The sequence below is a fragment of the Mesorhizobium sp. M3A.F.Ca.ET.080.04.2.1 genome (assembly GCF_003952525.1).
In the GTDB taxonomy this organism is placed as follows: Bacteria; Pseudomonadota; Alphaproteobacteria; order Rhizobiales; family Rhizobiaceae; genus Mesorhizobium.
This window is the reverse complement of the sequence record NZ_CP034451.1, coordinates 1,065,822-1,084,623: the sequence shown is the minus strand read 5'-3', so window position 1 is coordinate 1,084,623 and position 18,802 is coordinate 1,065,822. Positions and strand designations below refer to the sequence as shown.

At 63.7% G+C, this 18,802-nt stretch carries 17 protein-coding genes; 7 read left to right on the top strand and 10 right to left on the bottom strand.

The window, feature by feature from the left end; translation table 11 throughout:
- Nucleotides 1-49: 49 nt before the first annotated feature.
- Genes cyoD through cyoA form a run of 4 tightly spaced genes read right to left on the bottom strand, consistent with a single transcriptional unit; the run spans nt 50 to nt 4,051 of the window.
- Nucleotides 50-460: a cytochrome o ubiquinol oxidase subunit IV gene (gene cyoD / locus EJ074_RS05020; protein WP_095807567.1), complete on the bottom strand. Its 411-nt coding sequence runs from the start codon at nt 458-460 to the stop codon at nt 50-52.
- Nucleotides 457-1,149: a cytochrome (ubi)quinol oxidase subunit III gene (locus EJ074_RS05015; RefSeq protein WP_095807566.1), complete on the bottom strand. Its 693-nt coding sequence runs from the start codon at nt 1,147-1,149 to the stop codon at nt 457-459. Before EJ074_RS05015 ends, cyoD begins: the two co-directional genes overlap by 4 nt.
- Nucleotides 1,146-3,152, bottom strand: coding sequence for a cytochrome o ubiquinol oxidase subunit I (gene cyoB, locus EJ074_RS05010; protein WP_165349854.1), 2,007 nt, complete (start codon nt 3,150-3,152; stop codon nt 1,146-1,148). Before cyoB ends, EJ074_RS05015 begins: the two co-directional genes overlap by 4 nt.
- Nucleotides 3,153-3,154: 2 nt before the next feature.
- A complete protein-coding gene (gene cyoA / locus EJ074_RS05005; RefSeq protein WP_095807564.1) occupies nt 3,155-4,051 on the bottom strand; it encodes a ubiquinol oxidase subunit II in 897 nt (298 codons plus the stop codon).
- Between the two features lie 527 nt (nt 4,052-4,578).
- On the opposite strand from cyoA, the gene EJ074_RS05000 reads away from it, so the two are divergent.
- Nucleotides 4,579-5,865: a mechanosensitive ion channel domain-containing protein gene (locus tag EJ074_RS05000; RefSeq protein ID WP_095807563.1), complete on the top strand. Its 1,287-nt coding sequence runs from the start codon at nt 4,579-4,581 to the stop codon at nt 5,863-5,865.
- Between the two features lie 24 nt (nt 5,866-5,889).
- Here EJ074_RS05000 and EJ074_RS04995 read toward each other — a convergent pair whose 3' ends face one another.
- Nucleotides 5,890-7,446: an FAD-dependent oxidoreductase gene (locus tag EJ074_RS04995; protein ID WP_129552805.1), complete on the bottom strand. Its 1,557-nt coding sequence runs from the start codon at nt 7,444-7,446 to the stop codon at nt 5,890-5,892.
- Nucleotides 7,447-7,817: 371 nt separating this feature from the next.
- On the opposite strand from EJ074_RS04995, the gene EJ074_RS04990 reads away from it, so the two are divergent.
- A complete protein-coding gene (locus EJ074_RS04990) occupies nt 7,818-8,417 on the top strand; it encodes a LysE family transporter (RefSeq protein WP_165350050.1) in 600 nt (199 codons plus the stop codon).
- Nucleotides 8,418-8,534: 117 nt separating this feature from the next.
- Here EJ074_RS04990 and EJ074_RS04985 read toward each other — a convergent pair whose 3' ends face one another.
- The 5 genes from EJ074_RS04985 to EJ074_RS04960 form a co-directional block, all read right to left on the bottom strand.
- Nucleotides 8,535-8,825 carry a cupredoxin family copper-binding protein gene (locus EJ074_RS04985; RefSeq protein WP_245420418.1) on the bottom strand — a complete coding sequence of 97 codons (291 nt, stop codon included), beginning with the start codon at nt 8,823-8,825 and terminating at the stop codon, nt 8,535-8,537.
- 68 nt (nt 8,826-8,893) lie between these two features.
- Entirely contained in the window at nt 8,894-9,418 is a 525-nt protein-coding gene (locus EJ074_RS04980) for a DUF4142 domain-containing protein (protein ID WP_095807717.1), read from the bottom strand.
- Nucleotides 9,419-9,730: 312 nt separating this feature from the next.
- Entirely contained in the window at nt 9,731-10,417 is a 687-nt protein-coding gene (locus EJ074_RS04970; protein ID WP_095807559.1) for an RNA polymerase sigma factor, read from the bottom strand.
- An 84-nt stretch (nt 10,418-10,501) separates the two neighbouring features.
- The gene (locus EJ074_RS04965) at nt 10,502-11,587 is read right to left on the bottom strand and encodes an HPP family protein (protein ID WP_095807558.1); all 1,086 of its coding nucleotides are present in this window, start codon (nt 11,585-11,587) and stop codon (nt 10,502-10,504) included.
- Between the two features lie 214 nt (nt 11,588-11,801).
- Nucleotides 11,802-12,974 (bottom strand): cystathionine beta-lyase, encoded by a 1,173-nt coding sequence (locus EJ074_RS04960; protein WP_095807557.1) that lies wholly within the window; start codon nt 12,972-12,974, stop codon nt 11,802-11,804.
- 565 nt (nt 12,975-13,539) lie between these two features.
- Here EJ074_RS04960 and EJ074_RS04955 point away from each other — a divergent pair.
- The 5 genes from EJ074_RS04955 (at nt 13,540) to EJ074_RS04935 (ending at nt 18,781) form a co-directional block, all read left to right on the top strand.
- A complete protein-coding gene (locus tag EJ074_RS04955) occupies nt 13,540-14,568 on the top strand; it encodes an amino acid ABC transporter substrate-binding protein (RefSeq protein WP_095807556.1) in 1,029 nt (342 codons plus the stop codon).
- 63 nt (nt 14,569-14,631) lie between these two features.
- A complete protein-coding gene (locus EJ074_RS04950; protein WP_095807555.1) occupies nt 14,632-15,819 on the top strand; it encodes an amino acid ABC transporter permease in 1,188 nt (395 codons plus the stop codon).
- Between the two features lie 4 nt (nt 15,820-15,823).
- The gene (locus EJ074_RS04945; RefSeq protein WP_095807554.1) at nt 15,824-16,981 is read left to right on the top strand and encodes an amino acid ABC transporter permease; all 1,158 of its coding nucleotides are present in this window, start codon (nt 15,824-15,826) and stop codon (nt 16,979-16,981) included.
- A 77-nt stretch (nt 16,982-17,058) separates the two neighbouring features.
- Nucleotides 17,059-17,862 carry an amino acid ABC transporter ATP-binding protein gene (locus EJ074_RS04940; protein WP_095807553.1) on the top strand — a complete coding sequence of 268 codons (804 nt, stop codon included), beginning with the start codon at nt 17,059-17,061 and terminating at the stop codon, nt 17,860-17,862.
- Nucleotides 17,863-18,115: 253 nt separating this feature from the next.
- A complete protein-coding gene (locus EJ074_RS04935) occupies nt 18,116-18,781 on the top strand; it encodes a TIGR02117 family protein (protein WP_095807552.1) in 666 nt (221 codons plus the stop codon).
- Nucleotides 18,782-18,802 lie beyond the last annotated feature (21 nt).

Sequence of the window (18,802 nt, the reverse complement as noted above, 5' to 3'; positions counted from 1 at the left end):
CGGTGGCGACCCATGCCGGAAAGCGCCAAGCAAACTGGCGCCGGCCGCCTTATGGCATCATCCCGGCCTGACGGGCGCTCATCGGGGCCATGTTGAGGTCGAGATGAGCCATGATCCACACCGAGCCGAGCACGACCAGCGCGACGATCAGAACGCCGAAGGCGAGCGCGAGCAGGTTGTTGGTGTTGTCAGGTCCCGTGGTCAGATGCAGGAAGAAGACGAGGTGCACCCCCATCTGCGCTATCGCCAGCACCACCAGCGCCGAGATCACCGCCGGCTGGTAGATGAGGTCGGTCTGCGCCGCAAGAAAGGAGGCGATGGTCAGCAGGATCGCCAAGCCATAGCCGAGGAGATAGCCCGAAAGGCCGCCCGCCAGCTCGTGTTCGGTGATGCGCTCTTCGCCCGGCGCTGAATCGCGATGGTCGAACTGCTCCTCGGTCCGGGTGTCGATATCGGTCATGGCGACGCTCCCAGCAGATAGACCAGGGTGAAGATGGCGACCCAGATGATGTCCAGCGCGTGCCAGAACAGGCCGAAGCAGTGAAGCCGGCGCAGAAAGTCGGCCCGGAAGCCTTTCACCCAGAGCTGGGCCATCATGGTGCCGAGCCAGAGCAGGCCCAGTCCGACATGCGTCCCATGGCAGCCGACAAGGGCAAAGAAGGCGGACAGGAACGCGCTGCGCGAGGGACCGGCCTGCTCGCCGACCATGGCCGCGAACTCTTGCACCTCCAGGAACAGGAAGGCAACGCCGAGCAGGCCGGTGACGAGGAGCCAGGACTGGGTGGCGGCCATCGATCTGCGATGGGCCGCCAGTGTTGCGAGGCCGCCGGTGAAGCTCGATGTCAGCAGAAGTCCGGTCTGCACCGCGACCCGCGTCAGCTCGAACAGGTCCTTTCCCGTCGGCCCGCCGGCCGTAGCCTTCGACAACACCGCGTAGGCGGCGAAGAACGCCGAGAAGATGATGATGTCGGAGAGAAGAAAGATCCAGAAGCCGTAGGCCACCGTCACGAACTTGGAAGCCGGGCCACCCTGGCCGTGCCCCGTCGCCGAAAGCAGGTCGTGCCCGTGCCCGCCGCGGCCGGCCCGGTCCGGCCCGCGCCTCGCGCGGCCGGCGATGCCGCCGGAGAAGGCGCCCGCGTGATCGCTCATGCCACGCGCTCCCGCTTGCGCATCCAGGCGAGCTGCGCGGCCCTGCCGTCGCGGTCGATGCGCTCGACCTCGTCGGCTGAAATCTCGTAGTCGCTATGGTCGCGCCAGGCGAAGACGACGAAGGTGGCGTAGGCGCCGATGAAGCCGACGATCGCCAGCCACCAGATATGCCAGATCAGCGCGAAGCCGATGAGCGTGGCGAAGAAGGCGGTGACGAACCCGGTCGGGCTGTTGCGCGGCATCTCGATCGGCGCATAGCCTTCCTCTTCGGCTTGCGCGCTTTGCTCCTCGACGGCCCTCTGCTTGATGCTCCAGTAGGGCTCTTCATCCTCGACATGCGGCAGATGCGCGTAGTTGAAGACGGGCGGCGGAGAGGATGTCGACCATTCCAGCGAGCGCCCGTCCCACGGGTCGCCCGTCTCGTCGCGCATCGCGTCGCGATGGCGGATCGAGACGATCAACTGCGCGACCTGGCACGCGGCGCCGACGATCATCACCGCAATGCCGAGGGCCGCCACCATCAGCCACGGCGTCCACAGGTCCATGTTGATATGCTGCAGGCGGCGCGTCATGCCGAGCAGGCCGACGATGTAGAGGGGCACGAAGACCAGCACGTAGCCGGCAAGCGTGAACCAGAACGCGGCCTTGCCCCAGCCTTCGTGCAGACGGAAGCCGAAAGCTTTCGGGAACCAGTAGGTGAAACCGGCGAAGGCGGCAAACAGCACGCCCGAGATGATCACATTGTGGAAATGCGCCACCAGGAAGAGCGAATTGTGCAGCATGAAGTCGGCCGGCGGGACGGCGAGCAGCACGCCGGTCATGCCGCCGATGATGAAGGTGGTCACGAAACCCAGCGCCCACAGCATCGGAGTGTCGAAGCGGACCCGCCCGCCATACATGGTGAACAGCCAGTTGTAGATCTTGACCCCGGTGCCGACGGCGATGACCGAGGTGGCGATGCCGAAGGCCGCGTTGACGTCGGCGCCGGCGCCCATGGTGAAGAAGTGGTGCAGCCAGACCATGAAGGACACGATGCAGATGAACAACGTCGCCGCGACCATCGAACGGTAGCCGAACAGCGGCTTCGAGGAGAAGGTCGAGAAGATCTCGGAGTAGATCCCGAAGGCCGGCAGCACCAGGATGTAGACCTCCGGGTGCCCCCACGCCCAGATGAGGTTCACGAACATCATCTGGTTGCCGCCGGCTTCGTTCGTGAAGAAGTGGAAGCCGAGATAGCGGTCGAGCGTGAGCATCGCGAGCGTCGCCGTTAGGACCGGAAACGCCGCGACGATGAGCAGGTTGGAGGCGAGCGAGGTCCAGCAGAACATGGGCATGCGCAGATACCCCATGCCCGGGGCACGCATCTTGAGGATGGTCGTCACCAGGTTGACGCCGGTCAGCAGCGTGCCGACACCGGAGATCTGGATCGACCACAGGTAATAGTCGACGCCGACGCCAGGCGAATAGGTCGTCTCCGACAGCGGCGCGTAGGGCAGCCAGCCGGTGCGCGCGAACTCGCCGATGACCAGCGAGATGTTGACCAGCAGCGCCCCCGTTGCCGTCAGCCAGAAGCTGACGGAATTCAGCGTCGGGAACGCGACGTCGCGGATGCCGAGCTGCAGCGGCACGACGAAATTCATCAGCCCGATGACGAAGGGCATCGCGGCGAAGAAGATCATGATCGTGCCGTGGGCCGAGAAGATCTGGTCGTAATGCTCCGGCGGCAGGTAGCCCGGCCCATGGATGGCCAGCACCTGCTGGGTGCGCATCATGATGGCGTCGATGAAGCCGCGCAGAAGCATCAGCGCCGCCAGGACGATGTACATCACGCCGATGCGCTTGTGGTCGACCGAGGTAATCCATTCGTGCCACAGATACGGCCAGTATCCCTTTGCAGTGATCCAGATCAGCACCGCGACGGCCGCCAGGAAGACGATCAGCGCCGCGCCGAGCGGGATGGGCTGATCGAAGGGAATGGCCGACCAGTCGAGCTTTCCGAGCATCCTCATCCTCCTTCTGCCGGCTGGTGGGGCATCTCGGACGTTCCCGCCTTCGGGCTCATCTGCGGCTCGCCGGCGGCGGTTGCGGCCGGTCCAGGACCCGGCGGCAGCGTCTGGCGCACGACCGCGTCGAACAAGCCGGGCTGCACATGCCCGAAGGAAGCCGGCGGCGCATTGATGCTTTGCTTGGCCAGCTCGCGATAGGTGTTGGCATTGAGCACACCGCCTGCGCCATGCAAGGAAGAGGCCCAGCTGGTAAACGCATCGGCCGAGACGGCCCGCACCCGAAAATTCATGTCCGAGAAGCCGTCGCCGCTGAAATGCGCCGACTGGCCGAAATAGTCGCCCTCGTGGTCGGCCTGCAGATGCAATTCGGTTTGCATGCCGTTCATGACGTAGATCATGCTGCCGAGCTGCGGCACGAAGAAGGTATTCATCACGCTGGCCGAAGTCAGCTTGAAATGCACCGGCACCCCAGCGGGGATGACGAGCTGGTTGATCGTTCCGACGCCCTGGTCTGGGTAGAGGAACAGCCATTTCCAGTCGAGCGCCACGACCTGGATGTCGAGCGGCGGCTGGCTGGAGGCGATCGGCTTTCGCGGATCGAGATGATAGGATCCGTAATAGATAAGCCCGCCAAGAAAGAGGATGGTGAGCGTCGGGATCGACCAGACGATCAGCTCGATCCGGCCGGAATAGGTGAATTCCGGATCGTAGCGTGCGTTGCGGTTCGACGCGCGGAACATCCAGGCAAAGGCAAGAAGCGCCACCAGCGTCGGGATGACGATGACCAGCATGACCGCCAGTGAATTGAGAAGGATCGTGCGATTGCCCGCCGCGATCGGGCCCTGCGGGTCGAGCACGCCCTGCGCGCAACCGCAGAGCGTTGCGGCTGCCAGCATCCAGATGAGCGAGCTTCCCCGCCTGGGCTTACGGAAGGCGAACACAAGGACCTGTCTATGCGTGAGAACGTGCTTGCGGGGCGTTGTGGGGGAGGCAGCGCCATCGTCGGAGCGGCGCCGACCATGCAAGGTGGCTGAAAGCTGCGAGCGTCAGCTCGCCACGGTTGAGAAGCTCGCGTCGGTGGTCGGCGCGTTCTGCGGCATCTTTCATCTGAAGTCTCCCCAGATGCAGACGTTGAGGCGCTTCTGCCAGACACCATCCAACTGCTGAACAGAGCACTTGACTGAACCACATGCCGCTCGTTCCGCAAAGGCTGTTTTTTGCCCGTTGGCGGAGCGGGCCAGGGGACAGATAGGGCGTGGCTCCGCCCTGACCAGATGAAGCTTTCCGCACGATCGCCAGCATGGTGAGAAGTCGCGCAGGCGGCCGCCTCATGAAGCATCCGGCAGGCCGGCTTGACCATTCGCAACGCCGACGACATTGTGGAACCACCAGTTGCAGTTCGTAGCCAAGCGGTCGTGCGGCAATGGATGTTCGCGACGCCATCGACAGATCGCTGTCCTGGGCCACCGGATGGTTCGACTATGCCGCCACGCCGTGGTTCGTCTATCAGGCTGCCATCGTCGTCACGCTGTTCCTGGCGGCAAAGCTCGCGGCGCGGCGGATCGAGCCGCTCATCGAGGATCGGGCGCGCCAGATCAAGGGTCATCCCGGACTGTTGAGGGTCGCGATCGCTCTATTGCGGCGCACCGACTGGATCCTGTTCACCCTCTTGCTGCTTGCCGCGCTCAGTCTTTTGCGCGCCTTCACCTGGCCAAGTCGGAGCCATCTCGTCCACATCGCGCTTTCGCTGTCGCTTGCCTGGCTGGTCGCGACGGTGCTGTCGCGGATCATCCGCAACCGCCTCGTCGCGCGCATTCTCGGATGGCTGACCTGGATCTATGCCGCGCTTGTCATCCTGGGCATCAGCGACGAGGCGGCGGCCTTCCTCGACGGCCTTGCGATCCCGCTCGGCGCGGTTCGCCTTTCGGCCCTCATGGTGCTGAAGGCGGCGCTGCTTCTGGTCGCGACCGTTTGGCTTGCGGTGGTCATCGGCAACTACATCGACGAGCGCGTCCGCGTCTCGGAGGAACTGACCCCCTCCATCCGTGTCCTTATAGGCAAGGTCGCCAAGATCGGCCTCGTGCTGGTGGCGGGCGCCGTCGCGCTTTCCGCCGTCGGTCTCGACCTGACTGCGCTGACGGTGTTTTCCGGCGCCGTTGGCGTCGGCCTCGCTTTCGGGCTGCAGAAAGTGGTCTCGAACTTCGTCTCCGGCGTCATCATCCTGCTCGACAAGTCGATCAAGCCGGGCGACACCATATCGCTCGAAAATACATTCGGCTGGATCCGCGAATTGCGGGCGCGCTTTGTCTCGGTGGTGACGCGCGACGGCCGCGAATTCCTGATCCCGAACGAGGATTTCATCACCCAGCGGGTCATCAACTGGTCGTTCAGCGACAACCTCGTGCGCCTCGACGTCAACTTCGGCGTCTCCTATGACGCCGACCCGCACAAGGTCAGCGAACTGGCCATAGAAGCCGCGATCAGCGTCGGCCGGGTCGAAGCCGACCGGCGGCCGGTCTGCTGGCTGACTGACTTCGGCGACTCCTCGCTGAACTTCGTCCTGCGCTTCTGGATTCGCGATCCTCAGCAGGGCCTGACCAACGTGCGCGGCAAGGTGCTGCTGGCGCTGTGGGACACGTTCAAGGCCAACGGCATAAGCATCCCCTATCCGCATCGCGAGATCATCATGAAGCCGGGCGGATCAGGATAGGGGGCGAGGACCTGCGGCAAAGCGTCAGGCGGCATGCGCCTTGTCGGACAGCGTCGCCTTCTTAAGCGGCGAAACGGCTGGTCCGTTGAGAACCGACCCATCCGGCGCGAACTGGGAGCCGTGGCACGGGCAATCCCAGCACTGCTCCGTGGAGTTCCAGTGAAGGTGGCAGCCGAGATGCGTGCAGGCCGCCGCGTTGACGTGGAGCTCTCCATTGAGATCGCGGCAGACGGCAAGCTTGTGCAGCCCTTCGCGCAGCGTGCCGCCTTGGCCGGGGCGCAGTTCCTCGGCCGAGTCGATTTCACCGGGTTTCAGGTATTCGGCGAAATTCTTGAGCGCCGTCGCATTCTCCGTCAGGAAATTTATGATCGATGTCGGGGTCTTGCGGGACGGATCATAGACTTCCTCCCATCGATTGGCGCCGCCGACGATCAGATCCTTGAGCAGCATCCCCGCGAGTACGCCGTGGGTGATCCCCTGACCGGAGTCTCCTGTCGCCACATAGATGTTTTCGCTTCCGGGATTGCGTCCTATGAATCCGCAATAGTCGATGGTGTCCAGAACCTGCCCGGACCAGCGATGCACCTCTTTGCCGAGATCGGGAACAAGCGTCCGGATCCACGCCTCGATGGCTTCGAACCGCGCATGCCCATCGTCCGCTTCGCCAGATTTGTGGTCGGCGCCGCCGACGATGAGATAGTCCGTGGAGCCAGGGCCAGGATTGAGCCGCACATAGTGATAAGGGTCCGCCAGGTCCCAATAGAGGGCGTCCGGCAGCGCATCGCGAGGCAAGCCAAAGGCCATGGCATAGGTTCGGTAGGGCGCCATCTTGCTGTGCAGCGCGAAGCGGTTGAGGGTAGGGGCGTTGGTGGCGGCCACGGCGCTGGCCGCCTCCACCACATGACCGGTCTCTGACGTCAAGTGGACGCGACCGGCGTGCTCCTCCACACCGGTGACGGCGGTGTCGGCGAAGATGAGGCCGCCCTTGTCAAGGATCGCCGCCGCGAGTCGCTTCAGGTATTTGAGCGGATGGAACGTTGCCTGGCCGGGATAGCGGAGCGCCGGCGCGGTTTCGAAGCCCTTCAGGGGGATGCCTTGGCACGGTTCGACCGGCGCGCCCGCCTTGCGTGCCGCCTCATATTGCTCCTCGATGCGGTCGCGGGCCTCCTTGCTTTCCATGCCTTTCGCGGGAAACAGGAAGCCGTCGAGCCGCCGAAAATCGCAGTCGATGCCGAGTTCGCCGACCAACGCCTCCACCCTGTCGACCGCGGCTTGCTGGCTCTGCTGGAATAGCTTGGCGATGGCCTCGCCCCTCAAGTCGATGAGCGCATCGATTCCGTCATCGCAGATGGGAGTCAGGTGCGCGGTGGTGCGAGCGGTCATGCCGCCCGCAATTCTTCCGCGATCGATGACGACGACCTTCCTCCCCGCAACGGCAAGTTCATGGGCCGTCGAAAGTCCGGCAATGCCTGCCCCGATGATCGCGGTGTCGCAGGTAAGGTTCCGGTCCAGTCGCGGTGCGTCGGGCAGGACCGCGACATCCATCCATAGAGACCTGGTCTGTTCATCACTGGCGTTCATTGGAAGCTCCGCCACAGTCGCTCTGCCGATCCGGCATGCGCAATCCACATTCTGTGCAACGCGATGCCCGAAGGCAGGTTCCTCGTAGGTCGCAGGCGCGGCAGGTCGTTCTGAGATCATCACCGTGAAGCCGGGCGGATCAGCATTGCGGGCACGGATTTGCCAGCCTCCGCGGCGGGAACCGCCCCGGCCGCTCCTGGAACGGAGGAACAATGTCGTGCTGGCCGAACGGATCAGCTCCCCCAGGGGGGTGACAAGCCGAGTGGCGCGTGCATTGCTATCGCGCGCTGTGAACCGGCATCACCTGGGAGAGTGCCTTGTCCGAGATTCCGACCATCCTTTCCATTCTTGGCGTTTTCCTGCTCGGCGCGATGAGCCCGGGTCCGAGCTTCGTCGTCGTCTCGCGCATCGCGGTGGCGGGCGAGCGCACGGACGGCCTTGCCGCCGCCATCGGCATGGGCATCGGCGGGTTCATCTTCGCAGCGGTCGCGGTGGCTGGCTTGACCGCGCTCCTCGTCCAGCTTGCCTGGCTGGATATCTTCCTGCGTATTGCCGGCGGTGCCTATCTGTTGTGGATCGGCATAAAGATCTGGCGCGGTGCCAACCAGCCGATCGAGGTTGCCACCGATAAGTCGGAGCGGGCCGGCTCGTTCCGGCGGGCGCTGCGCCGCGCGTTGCTGGTGCAGCTTGCCAATCCGAAGACCGCGATCTTCTACGCTTCGATGTTCGCGGCCATGTTGCCGGCCTCGCCGCCGCTCTGGATGCTGCTCATTCTGCCGCCGCTGCTCTTCCTGAACGAATTCGTCTGGTATGCGGTCGTTGCCTTCGCCTTTTCCGCTCGCAGGCCGCGCTCGGCCTATCTCAGCACCAAGCACTGGATCGACCGTGCCGCCGGCGCTGTCGTCGGTGCGCTCGGTCTGAAGCTGATGCTGGAGGGCATGGCCGCTGCGCCGCGGGGTTTCGCCGGATAAGGTGAGCCCGTCCTTGCCGCCGGCATCGAGCTCGCGCCCGTCGCTGCCGGCGGCAGGAAATGACAGCTCGGGCCTGAGGATGCTGGAGCACCCAGCCGGCGAGCGCTGCCGCTTCGGTTATGGCGAAACCTCCAGGCGGCCTTTCATGTTGGGGTGGAAGCGGCAGAAGTAATCCACCGCTCCGGCCGTTTTGACGATGATCCTGCCCTTCGACTTCGGCGGGATCGCCACCTCCCAGCCGCCCTTCACCGTCGCGGTGTGGGCGATCACGTCGTTGTTCGTCCACTCGATCGTGTCACCGACCTTGGCCTCGATATTCGCCGGCGAGAAGACCAGTTTGTCGATCGTCACCTCGATGGTGGCGGCGAGCGCCGGCGAGGCCGAGAACGCCAGCGCCAGCGCGACCAAAGCAAGTCCAGGAAAAGGGTGAAGCGGTTTTCCGTTCGGAATTGCTTCAAAACAGACAAATGCCGCTCTCATTTCAGCATGCCGGCGACATGCTCGGCATGCTGCTGATGCCCCTGGAAGATCTTGAGGCCGGTCTCGAGCAGGCTCTTCAGTTCGGCATTGCTGGCCGACGGGATGAGCAGCGTTTCGAGCGCGCCGTTGACCTGCTTGTGATAAGCCACCTCGTTCTCGATATAGGCCTTGTCGAAGTCGGCACCCTTGAGCTTGGCGAGCTTGGCGCGCTCCTCCTTGGCAGCCTTGGTCAACGCCTGGCTGGTGGCGTTGTCTTCAGGCTTCACCTTCAGCTTCTTGAGCAGGTCGAGCGCCTGCTTGTTTACCGCCTCATGGTCGCGCTCCATGTCCTTGGCGAAGTCGACGACCTCTTTGTTCTTCGAGTCCTTGATCGCCTGTTTGGCCGCCTCGATATCGATCACCCCCGCCGTGTAGGCGATATGAGCGATCTGCGGGTCGGTCGGCTTCTCGGCAGCCTGCGCATAAGGCGCGGCGCTGACGAGGAGCAGGGCGGCAAGGGTGGCGATCGAACGGATATACATGGCATCTCCTTCGCCCTGCAGCACAACGGCCTTGGGCTTCATCTGTGTTGACGGTCATTGGATGCGAAAAGGGGGCGAGAGGTTCCCGAGAAGAGGATGGCGGTGCAAATCCAATCACCGGCCGAGTTCCTTCGCGCCCCCCTCTGGCCTGCCGGACATCTCCCCCACAAGGGAGGAGATTGGCAATTTCGGCCCCCGCTCATTCCGGCAACGTTGGCGATTAGCGAAACCCGGCACGACATCCGAGCTCCCCCTCGTGGGGGAATGGCCGGCAGGCCAGAGGGGGGCGCTGTCCCGCCGCCCTACCGAGCGTCAGGCGTCCTCGAATCCCAGCTTTCTCATCACCGCTTGCGTCAGCCGCTCGCAGCGGCGGCCGGCGAAGGGGAAGGCGTCGAGCAGCACCGGGCCGATCTCGTCGTCCAGCGCCTTGCGCACCAATGCGCGGGCGCGGTGCAGCCTCGTCTTCACCGTCTCCGGCCTGATGCCGAGCAGGTCCGCGGTCTCCTCGATGCTCAGACCCTCGATGACGCGGGCGACGAAGACTGTGCGGTAGACGTCGGGAAGACTGTCAGTTGCCCGCTCGACAAGCCCAAGGATCTGCCGCTGCGCCATCGTCCGCTCCGGATCGTCGCCTGGATTTAAGGGGAAGCGTATGATCTGCGCCTCCGGGTTTTCGGGCATGGGCACCGTGACCTTTCGCTTGCGCAACCGGCCGAGCGCCTCGTTGATTGTGATGCGCGACAACCAAGTGGAGAGCGAGGCGTCGCCGCGAAAGCTGTCGAGACTGGCGAAGGCGCGCAGGTAAGCCTCCTGCACGATGTCCTCGGCCTCGGCGTTGTTGCGCACCACGCCCCGCGCGATGCGGTAAAGGCGCTGGTTGTGCATCTTGATGATCAGGCGGAAGGCATCCGCCTCGCGCGCCAAGGCGCGGCGCACCAGCACCATGTCGGCGCTGTCGGCCGCGCCGCTCGCGGCAGCTTGCAATGCGGTTTTTCTCATCGCGCCCAATCTCCGGACAGGCATTTCATCCTGCAATTGGATGCGCCCGCCCGCAAAAGGTTCCCGGCCGTGTTCAGCCGGACGCTATGCTACAGCTTTCACCTGCTGCCTGTCTGCCGCCTGCACGCGAGCGGCGGCGGCGAGAAGATCGGTCTGGGTGATCAGGCCGAGAATGCGGCGCTCGGCATCGACGATCACGACCGCATGGCTGCGGCCGTCGGTCAGCACCGGCAGCAGGCTCATCGCCGCCGTATCGGGGGAGGCGGTGCCTGCCTTCGACATCACGTCCTTTACCGTGTCGGTCGCTGCAGTCAATTCGCGCAGGCCGACGGCGCCGACCAGCTTTGCCTCGGCATCCACCACCGGCAAGGTACGGATATTGTGATCGAGAAGCTGCTTGCGTGCCTCGTCGGCCGAGGCATTTTCCGGCACCGAGATCACGTCGCGGGACATGATGTCCTGGCAGAGCAGGGTGCGGTGCGAGCGCACCATCGCCTGCAACTCGACCTGGCGCAGCAGCCTCTCGATGTCCTCGCGGTCGATATCGAAGGTCTCGTCGAGGGCGGCAAGGGCGGCGTCGACGTCCTCGGGCCGGAAGCCGACGCGCTCGGCCGGCGGCCGGTCGGCGGTGCCGTGGGTGTTGGCGGCGGGAACATGCACATGCGGATAGTTTCGCCGCGACAGCCTGTGGAACAGGAAGCCGAGCGCCACCAGTATGGTCGAGTTCAGCGCTACCGGTACGAAGGGAAACAGGAAACCGGCGCTGATCACGGCCGGTCCGCCGAGCACGGCGGTCAGCGCCGCGGCACCGCCTGGCGGATGCAGCGATCGCGTAAACGACATGGCGGCGATGGCGAGCGCCACGGCGAGACCGGAGGCGATCACCGGGTTATGGACGAAATGCATGACAGTCACGCCCACCAGCGCCGAGATGGAGTTGCCGCCGATGATCGACCATGGCTGCGCCAGCGGGCTCGACGGCACGGCAAAGAGCAGCACGGCGGAAGCGCCCATCGGCGCCACCAGCAGCGCCACATGCGGACCGCCACCCATGGCGAGTCCGCTGATCAGGCCGGTCAGCGCAATGCCGATCGTCGCCCCGATGCAGGCGAGCAGCCGTTCGCGGAGTGTCGCGCCCGCAAGGATTGGAACAAAGAGGCGAAAAGCCATGGCAGGCCCCAGTTCGGCTTGAATTGTCGAATGGCTTGAACTTTGCGTTGCTCGCAATGCCGCCGAAGCCGCGGATTTGAAAGCCAAACCAATCCGCATTGTCGCGGCTGGAGAGAATATTATTGCCCGGCACAGCCGCACCGGCCGGCTGCCAGCGGCTTCGCCCCTCTCAATCGCGCCAGCATGTCTGGAGCGTTTGCGGATTATGTTTAGGTCAACTGGCGGCGGCCGCCGCGGCGAGGCCCCGCGCAATGTCGGCCTTGAGATCCTTGACGTCTTCCAGCCCGATCTGCAGGCGGATCAGCGGTCCCTCATAGGAACCCTTGGCGATGGTGCGGTCGCCAAGGAAGACCGCCACTGCCAGGCTTTCATAGCCGCCCCAGGAATAGCCGAGGCCGAAGATCTGCAGCGCGTCGAGGAAGGCGTGCTGCTGCTTCTGCCCGCCACCCTTCAGCACGATGGAGAAGATGCCGCTGGAGCCGCAGAAATCGCGCTTCCACAGCGCATGATCCGGGTGGCTTGCCAGCGCCGGGTGCAGCACCTGAGCCACCCCGGGCTGCTCCTCCAGCCAGCGGGCGATTTCGAGCGCGCTCTGCTCGTGGTGCGCCAGTCTGATCCCCATGGTGCGCAGGCCGCGCAGCACCTGATAAATGTCGTCGGGACCGGAACAGCAGCCCAGCGTGCAGAAGCCCTCATAGAGCCGCTTCCAATGCGCCTCATTGGCCGACACGGTACCGAGCAGCACGTCGGAATGGCCGGCCGGATATTTCGTCGCCGCATGGATCGAGATGTCGACGCCATGGTCGAGCGGCTTGAAGTAAAGCGGCGTCGCCCAGGTGTTGTCCATCATCACGATGGCGCCGGCCGCACGCGCCGCCTTGGCGATGGCCGGAATGTCCTGCACCTCGTAGGTGTTGGAGCCTGGCGATTCCGTGAACACCACCTTGGTGTTGGGCTTGATCAGCGCGGCGATTCCGGCGCCGACTCGCGGATCGTAATATTCGACCTCGACGCCCAGTCGCTTCAGCATCGTGTCGGCGAAATGGCGGGTCGGATGATAGACGGAATCAACCAGCAGCAGATGATCGCCGGCGGCGAGGAAGGTGAGCAGCGGTATGGTCACCGCCGCCAGGCCGGACGGCACGGCGATGGTGCCGGCCGACCCTTCCAGCGCGTCGATGGCAAGCGTGAGCGCATCCATGGTCGGCGTGGCGCGCGTACCGTAGGTGTATTTCTGGTTGCGCGCGGCCATCGAGGCGGCGTCGGCAAAAAGCACGGTCGAGGCATGCACGACTGGCGGATTGACGAAGCCGAAATAGTCGCGCGGGTTGTTGCCGGAATGGGCAAGCCGCGTGTTGATGCCGATCTCGCTGCCGTCCTTCGCCATTGTTCCTTGCCTGTCCTGAAATGTCAGGAGGCCAGCCATAATCCGGGTCAGCAGGCGGTGCAACAATTCGCTGTCCGCCAGCTAGCGATGTTTGGCTGGGCCAAACCTGCGGGCAGCGCACGATCCTTCGCGCGGGGTTCAGGTCGTGGGGGACACCTCGAAACGCCGCCGCTCGCCTGCGCGCTCTTTCATCAATCCAGTCAGTTCCTTCATGAATCGAGTCAGTCCTTTCGATGCGAAAACATCGGTGCGATTCACATGACGGCTATAGTTCTCGTGGCCGGATTTGCCGGTTGCGATTGCAGGTTCCGGCTATTCGGTGACCGCTTTTACCTGCAATTCCGACATTTCCGGCAATCGGTTTTCAAACGTGTCGCAATTCGGTCATTTCCCTTGACCTCACAGAAATAATCGCCTTCGATGCGTTTCGTGAATGGGAGGCAGTGCATCGGCTACGATGCGGGTCCGGGAGAGGGCCGATAAGGGAGCTGCATTCACACGCGGAAAAGATCAGGGCTGCCTGGGGAACAGGGGCACCTGTAAAACAGAAAAGGGTCTGTGGGTCATGAAACATATTGCAATCGGCATTCTCGGCGCCGCCGCGCTCGGATTTGCGGCGTCGGCAGCTTCGGCCGGCACGCTGGATACCGTGAAGCAGAAGGGCTTCATCCAGTGCGGGGTCTCGACCGGGCTCGCCGGCTTCTCGGCGCCGGATGACAAAGGTGAATGGCAGGGCATCGACGCCGACTTCTGCCGCGCCGTCGCGGCCGCTGTTTTCGGCGACGGCACGAAAGTCAAGTTCACGCCGCTCAGCGCCAAGGAGCGGTTCACCGCGCTGCAGTCGGGCGAGGTCGACATCCTGTCGCGCAATACCACCTGGACGATCAACCGCGACACCGCGCTCGGCCTGAACTTCGTCGGCGTCACCTACTATGACGGCCAGGGTTTCATGATCAACGCCAAGAAGCTTCCGGGCGTGAACTCGGCGCTGCAGCTTTCGGGCGCCGCCGTCTGCGTGCAGAGCGGCACCACGACCGAGCTCAACCTTGCCGACTACTTCAAATCGAACAAGATGGAGTACAATCCCGTCGTGTTCGAGAAGCTGGAAGAGGTCAACGCTGCCTATGATGCCGGCCGCTGCGACGTCTACACCACCGACCAGTCGGGTCTCTACGGCATCCGCCTGACGCTGGGCGCGCCAGCCGACCATGTCGTGCTGCCCGAGATCATCTCCAAGGAGCCGCTCGGGCCGGCCGTTCGCCAGGGCGACGACCAGTGGTACCACATCGTCAAGTGGACCTATTTCGCTCTGCTCGACGCCGAGGAGCTCGGCATCACCAAGGCCAATGTCGACGAAATGAAGAACTCGGACAACCCCGAGATCAAGCGCGTGCTCGGCCAGGAGGCCGACACCAAGATCGGCACCGATCTCGGCGTCTCCAACGACTGGGTCGTCAACATCGTCAAGGCCACCGGCAACTACGGCGAAATTTTCGAGCGCAATGTCGGCTCCGGCAGCCCGCTCAAGATCGCGCGCGGAATCAACGCGCTGTGGACCAAGGGCGGCCTGCAATACGCTCCGCCGATCCGCTGATCGAAATGTGATCCGGGAGGCAGATCGTCTGCCTCCCGGTCTCTCTTTCCAGGGGATGGTCGCATGGCTTCGCAGGAAATCCTTCGCGAGGAGCCGAGTCGCGGCTCCTTCGTCAATGACCCCAAAATACGCAGCCTCTTCTTTCAGACGCTGGTCATCGTCCTTCTGTTCGGCTCGGTCTGGTGGATTGTCAACAACGTCATCGACAACCTGCAGCGCCTCCACATCGCCTCAGGATTCGGCTTCCTCAAGGGCCGTGCCGGCTTCGACATCTCGGACACGCCGATTGCTTATACGTCCGATTCGACCTACGGCCGGGCCATCGTCGTCGGCCTGATCAACACGATTATCGTCGCCGTCGCCGGCATTGTCACCGCCACCATCATCGGCTTCGTCATCGGCATCGGCCGCCTCTCGCAGAACTGGCTGATCCGCAAGATCTGCACGGTGTATGTCGAAATCTTCCGCAACATCCCTCCGCTGCTGGTCATCTTCTTCTGGTACTCCGGCGTGCTGGCCGTGCTGCCGCCGCCGCGCGAGAGCATCCATCTGCCGGCCGGCTCGTTCCTCAACCAGCGCGGCTTCTATTTTCCCCGCGCGGTCTGGGGTGACGGCTCCTGGCTGATTGTCGTCGCCTTGGTCGTGGCGCTCGCCATGGCCTGGTTCGTCGCCCACAGGGCGCGCCAGCGGCAAATGGCGACCGGCCAGCAGTTTCCGGTGTTCTGGACCTCGGTGGCGCTGATCATCGGCCTGCCGGTGCTTGCCTTCCTGCTCAGCGGGATGCCGCTAAGCTTTGATTTTCCCAAGCAATCCACCTTCAATCTCACCGGCGGCTTCCAGCTCAAGCCGGAATTCCTGTCGCTCTACCTGGCGCTGTCCTGCTATACGGCAGCCTTCATCGCCGAGATCGTGCGCGCCGGCATCAGGGGAGTCAGCAAAGGCCAGACCGAGGCGGCAGGGGCACTAGGGCTGCGCTCCGGTCCGATCCTGCGGCTGGTCGTGGTGCCGCAGGCGATGCGTATCGTCATCCCTCCGCTCACCAGCCAGTATCTGAACCTGACCAAGAACTCCTCGCTGGCGATCGCCATCGGCTATCCCGATCTAACCGCCACGGCCGGCACCGTGCTCAACCAGACGGGGCAGGCGGTCGAGGGCGTGCTGATCATGATGATCGCCTATCTTGTGCTGAGCCTCGTGACCTCCGCGGTCATGAACGTGGTCAACGCCAGAATGGCGCTGGTGGAAAGGTAAGGCCATGCAGGAACACGACATGTCCTGGGTGCGCACCGAGATGGCTCTTGCCCAGCCGGCTCCGCCCGGCGAACGCGGCGCGATCGCCTGGGTGCGCAAGAACCTCGTCGGCTCCGTCGGCGACACCGTGCTCACCATCCTCGGCATCGCCATCATCGCATGGATCCTGCCGCAGGTGATCAATTGGGCGTTCATCAACGCGCAGTGGACCGGACCGGACCGCACCGTCTGCGCCACCGTCTCGCAGGGCGGCATCCAGCCGGATGGCTGGAGCGGCGCCTGCTGGGCCTTCGTCAACGCCAAGTTCGGACAGTTCATGTTCGGCACCTATCCGGTCGAGGAGCGCTGGCGGCCGATCCTGGTCGCCATCCTGTTCGTGGCGTTGCTGGTACCGATGCTGATCCCGCGCGTACCGCGCAAAGGGCTCAACGCAATCCTGCTCTTCCTGATTTTGCCGATCCTTTCCTTCTTCCTGTTGGTTGGCGGTGTGTTCGGCCTGCCGGTTGTCGAGACCTCGCGTTGGGGCGGCCTGTTGGTGACGCTCACTTTGTCCTTTGTCGGCATCGCGGTGTCGCTGCCGCTCGGCACGGTGCTGGCGCTCGGCCGCCGTTCCAAGATGCCCATCGTCAAGATGCTGTGCGTGGTGTTCATCGAAACCGTGCGCGGCATTCCTCTGATCACGGTGCTCTTCTTCGTCAGCGTGATGCTGCCGCTGTTCCTGCCGGCCGGCGTCACCTTCGACAAGTTCCTAAGGGCACTGATCGGCGTGTCGCTGTTTGCCGCCGCCTATATGGCCGAAGTGGTTCGCGGTGGCCTGCAGGCGATCCCGAAAGGGCAGTATGAAGGCGCCGACTCGCTCGGCCTCGGCTATTGGCAGAAGATGGGGCTGATCGTGCTGCCGCAGGCGCTGAAGCTGGTCATCCCCGGCATCGTCAACACCTTCATCGGCATGTTCAAGGACACCAGCCTCGTCCTCATCATCTCGATGTTCGACCTGCTGGGCATAGTGAAGCAGAACTTCGCCGACGCCAATTGGGCGACGCCGCAGACCGCCAAGTCCGGCCTGATCTTCGCCGCCTTCGTGTTCTGGCTGTTCTGCTTCGGCATGTCGCGCTATTCAATGTATACCGAACGCCGGCTCGACACCGGCTACAAACGCTGATGCATGTCGCCCAAAACGGTGTAGCGGTGTTGGGATAACGACATGCATCAAATTCAACGATAAAAGGGGAATTGGCCATGGCCACCGAGAACGCCGTCAGCGCGGAAGACCTGAAGGTCGATGCCAAGAAGATGCATATCTCGACCACCGATGTGGCGATCGACATCATCGGCATGCACAAATGGTATGGCGAATTCCATGTCCTTAAGGACATCAACCTCAAGGTCATGCGGGGCGAGCGCATCGTCATCTGCGGTCCGTCCGGCTCCGGCAAATCGACCATGATCCGGTGCATCAACCGGCTGGAAGAGCACCAGAAGGGCAAGATCATCGTCGACGGCAAGGAACTCACCAACGACCTGAAGAAGATCGACGAGGTGCGCCGCGAGGTCGGCATGGTGTTCCAGCACTTCAACCTGTTCCCGCATCTGACCATCCTGGAGAACTGCACGCTGGCGCCGATCTGGGTGCGCAAGATCCCGAAGAAGCAGGCGGAAGAGACCGCCATGCACTTCCTCAAGCGCGTCAAGATCCCGGAGCAGGCCAACAAGTATCCGGGCCAGCTTTCCGGCGGCCAGCAGCAGCGCGTGGCGATCGCCCGCTCGCTGTGCATGAACCCGCGCATCATGCTGTTCGACGAGCCGACCTCGGCGCTTGACCCGGAAATGATCAAGGAAGTGCTGGAGACGATGGTCGGCCTGGCCGAGGAAGGCATGACCATGCTCTGCGTCACCCACGAGATGGGCTTTGCCCGCAAGGTCGCCAACCGGGTGATCTTCATGGATCAGGGCCAGATCGTCGAGCAGAACACGCCTGCCGAGTTCTTCGATCACCCGCGCCATGAGCGCACGAAACTGTTCCTGTCGCAGATCCTGCACTGAGCGCCCCCATGGTCGTCATCCTCGGGCGGAGCAAGGAGCGAAGCGACGCGCGCAGACCCTAGGATGCATGCCGTGATGCCAAGGCGTGCAATGTGTGCACAATTCCGCACCGCGGGGCCCTAAGGCAAAGGTCAAGGCATGGATCCTCGGGTCAAGCCCCGGGTCAAGCTTGAGGATGACGAAGTCACGAACGGCTTCGGCTAATCACGAAAGAAGCGATGGAAGCGCCGGGTTCGTCTTGATCGCCCGACCGATGAGAAGAGCGCTGCGCTTGCTCGCCACGCTGGCTGTCATGGCGGCACTTGCCGGGACGCTCGGCACGCTGGTCCCGCGGCCGCTCTGGCCCGCGGCGGCGGCGGGCGAGGGTAGAAGGCACATTCTGGTTTTGAAAAACCCGATCCACACCGACATCGCTATTCCCGTGGATGACAATGTGCGCCGGCGCTTCCATTTCCTAGCCGCTGACGGCCTGCCCGCCGACGCGCCGCAAGTACGCTATCTCGTCTTTGGCTGGGGCGGCCGCGCCTTCTATCTGGAGACGCCGACTTGGTCGGAGCTGAAGGCGGTGCCGGTCCTGAAGGCGCTGACGCTAGACGCGTCGGTGATGCATGTCGATGTCGCCAGCGCGATCAAGGAGCCACATCCAGACGTCACCGGCTTCGACGTCGACGAGGAGCATTTTTCGGAACTGCTCGACTACATCGCGGCGAGCTTTCAGCAGGGGCCGAACGGACCGATCCTCCTCGACAATGCCGGCTATTCGGCGTTCGACCGCTTCTACGAAGCCAACGGCCATTTCAACGCGCTTGTCGGCTGCAACACCTGGACAGCGGGCGCACTGCGTGTGGCCGGCCTGCGCACCGGCTGGTGGAACCCGCTGCCGGCCTCGCTCGGGTTGTCGATGCGCCTGCACAATTGAGGGCGCTGTTTCCAGAAATTT

Coding starts and splice junctions, on each gene's coding strand:
- cyoD (WP_095807567.1), bottom strand. CDS start 460: ATGACCGATATCGACACCCGGACCGAGGAGCAGTTCGACCATCGCGAT.
- EJ074_RS05015 (WP_095807566.1), bottom strand. CDS start 1,149: ATGAGCGATCACGCGGGCGCCTTCTCCGGCGGCATCGCCGGCCGCGCG.
- cyoB (WP_165349854.1), bottom strand. CDS start 3,152: ATGCTCGGAAAGCTCGACTGGTCGGCCATTCCCTTCGATCAGCCCATC.
- cyoA (WP_095807564.1), bottom strand. CDS start 4,051: ATGCTGGCAGCCGCAACGCTCTGCGGTTGCGCGCAGGGCGTGCTCGAC.
- EJ074_RS05000 (WP_095807563.1), top strand. CDS start 4,579: ATGGATGTTCGCGACGCCATCGACAGATCGCTGTCCTGGGCCACCGGA.
- EJ074_RS04995 (WP_129552805.1), bottom strand. CDS start 7,446: ATGAACGCCAGTGATGAACAGACCAGGTCTCTATGGATGGATGTCGCG.
- EJ074_RS04990 (WP_165350050.1), top strand. CDS start 7,818: ATGAGCCCGGGTCCGAGCTTCGTCGTCGTCTCGCGCATCGCGGTGGCG.
- EJ074_RS04980 (WP_095807717.1), bottom strand. CDS start 9,418: ATGTATATCCGTTCGATCGCCACCCTTGCCGCCCTGCTCCTCGTCAGC.
- EJ074_RS04970 (WP_095807559.1), bottom strand. CDS start 10,417: ATGAGAAAAACCGCATTGCAAGCTGCCGCGAGCGGCGCGGCCGACAGC.
- EJ074_RS04965 (WP_095807558.1), bottom strand. CDS start 11,587: ATGGCTTTTCGCCTCTTTGTTCCAATCCTTGCGGGCGCGACACTCCGC.
- EJ074_RS04960 (WP_095807557.1), bottom strand. CDS start 12,974: ATGGCGAAGGACGGCAGCGAGATCGGCATCAACACGCGGCTTGCCCAT.
- EJ074_RS04955 (WP_095807556.1), top strand. CDS start 13,540: ATGAAACATATTGCAATCGGCATTCTCGGCGCCGCCGCGCTCGGATTT.
- EJ074_RS04950 (WP_095807555.1), top strand. CDS start 14,632: ATGGCTTCGCAGGAAATCCTTCGCGAGGAGCCGAGTCGCGGCTCCTTC.
- EJ074_RS04945 (WP_095807554.1), top strand. CDS start 15,824: ATGCAGGAACACGACATGTCCTGGGTGCGCACCGAGATGGCTCTTGCC.
- EJ074_RS04940 (WP_095807553.1), top strand. CDS start 17,059: ATGGCCACCGAGAACGCCGTCAGCGCGGAAGACCTGAAGGTCGATGCC.
- EJ074_RS04935 (WP_095807552.1), top strand. CDS start 18,116: ATGAGAAGAGCGCTGCGCTTGCTCGCCACGCTGGCTGTCATGGCGGCA.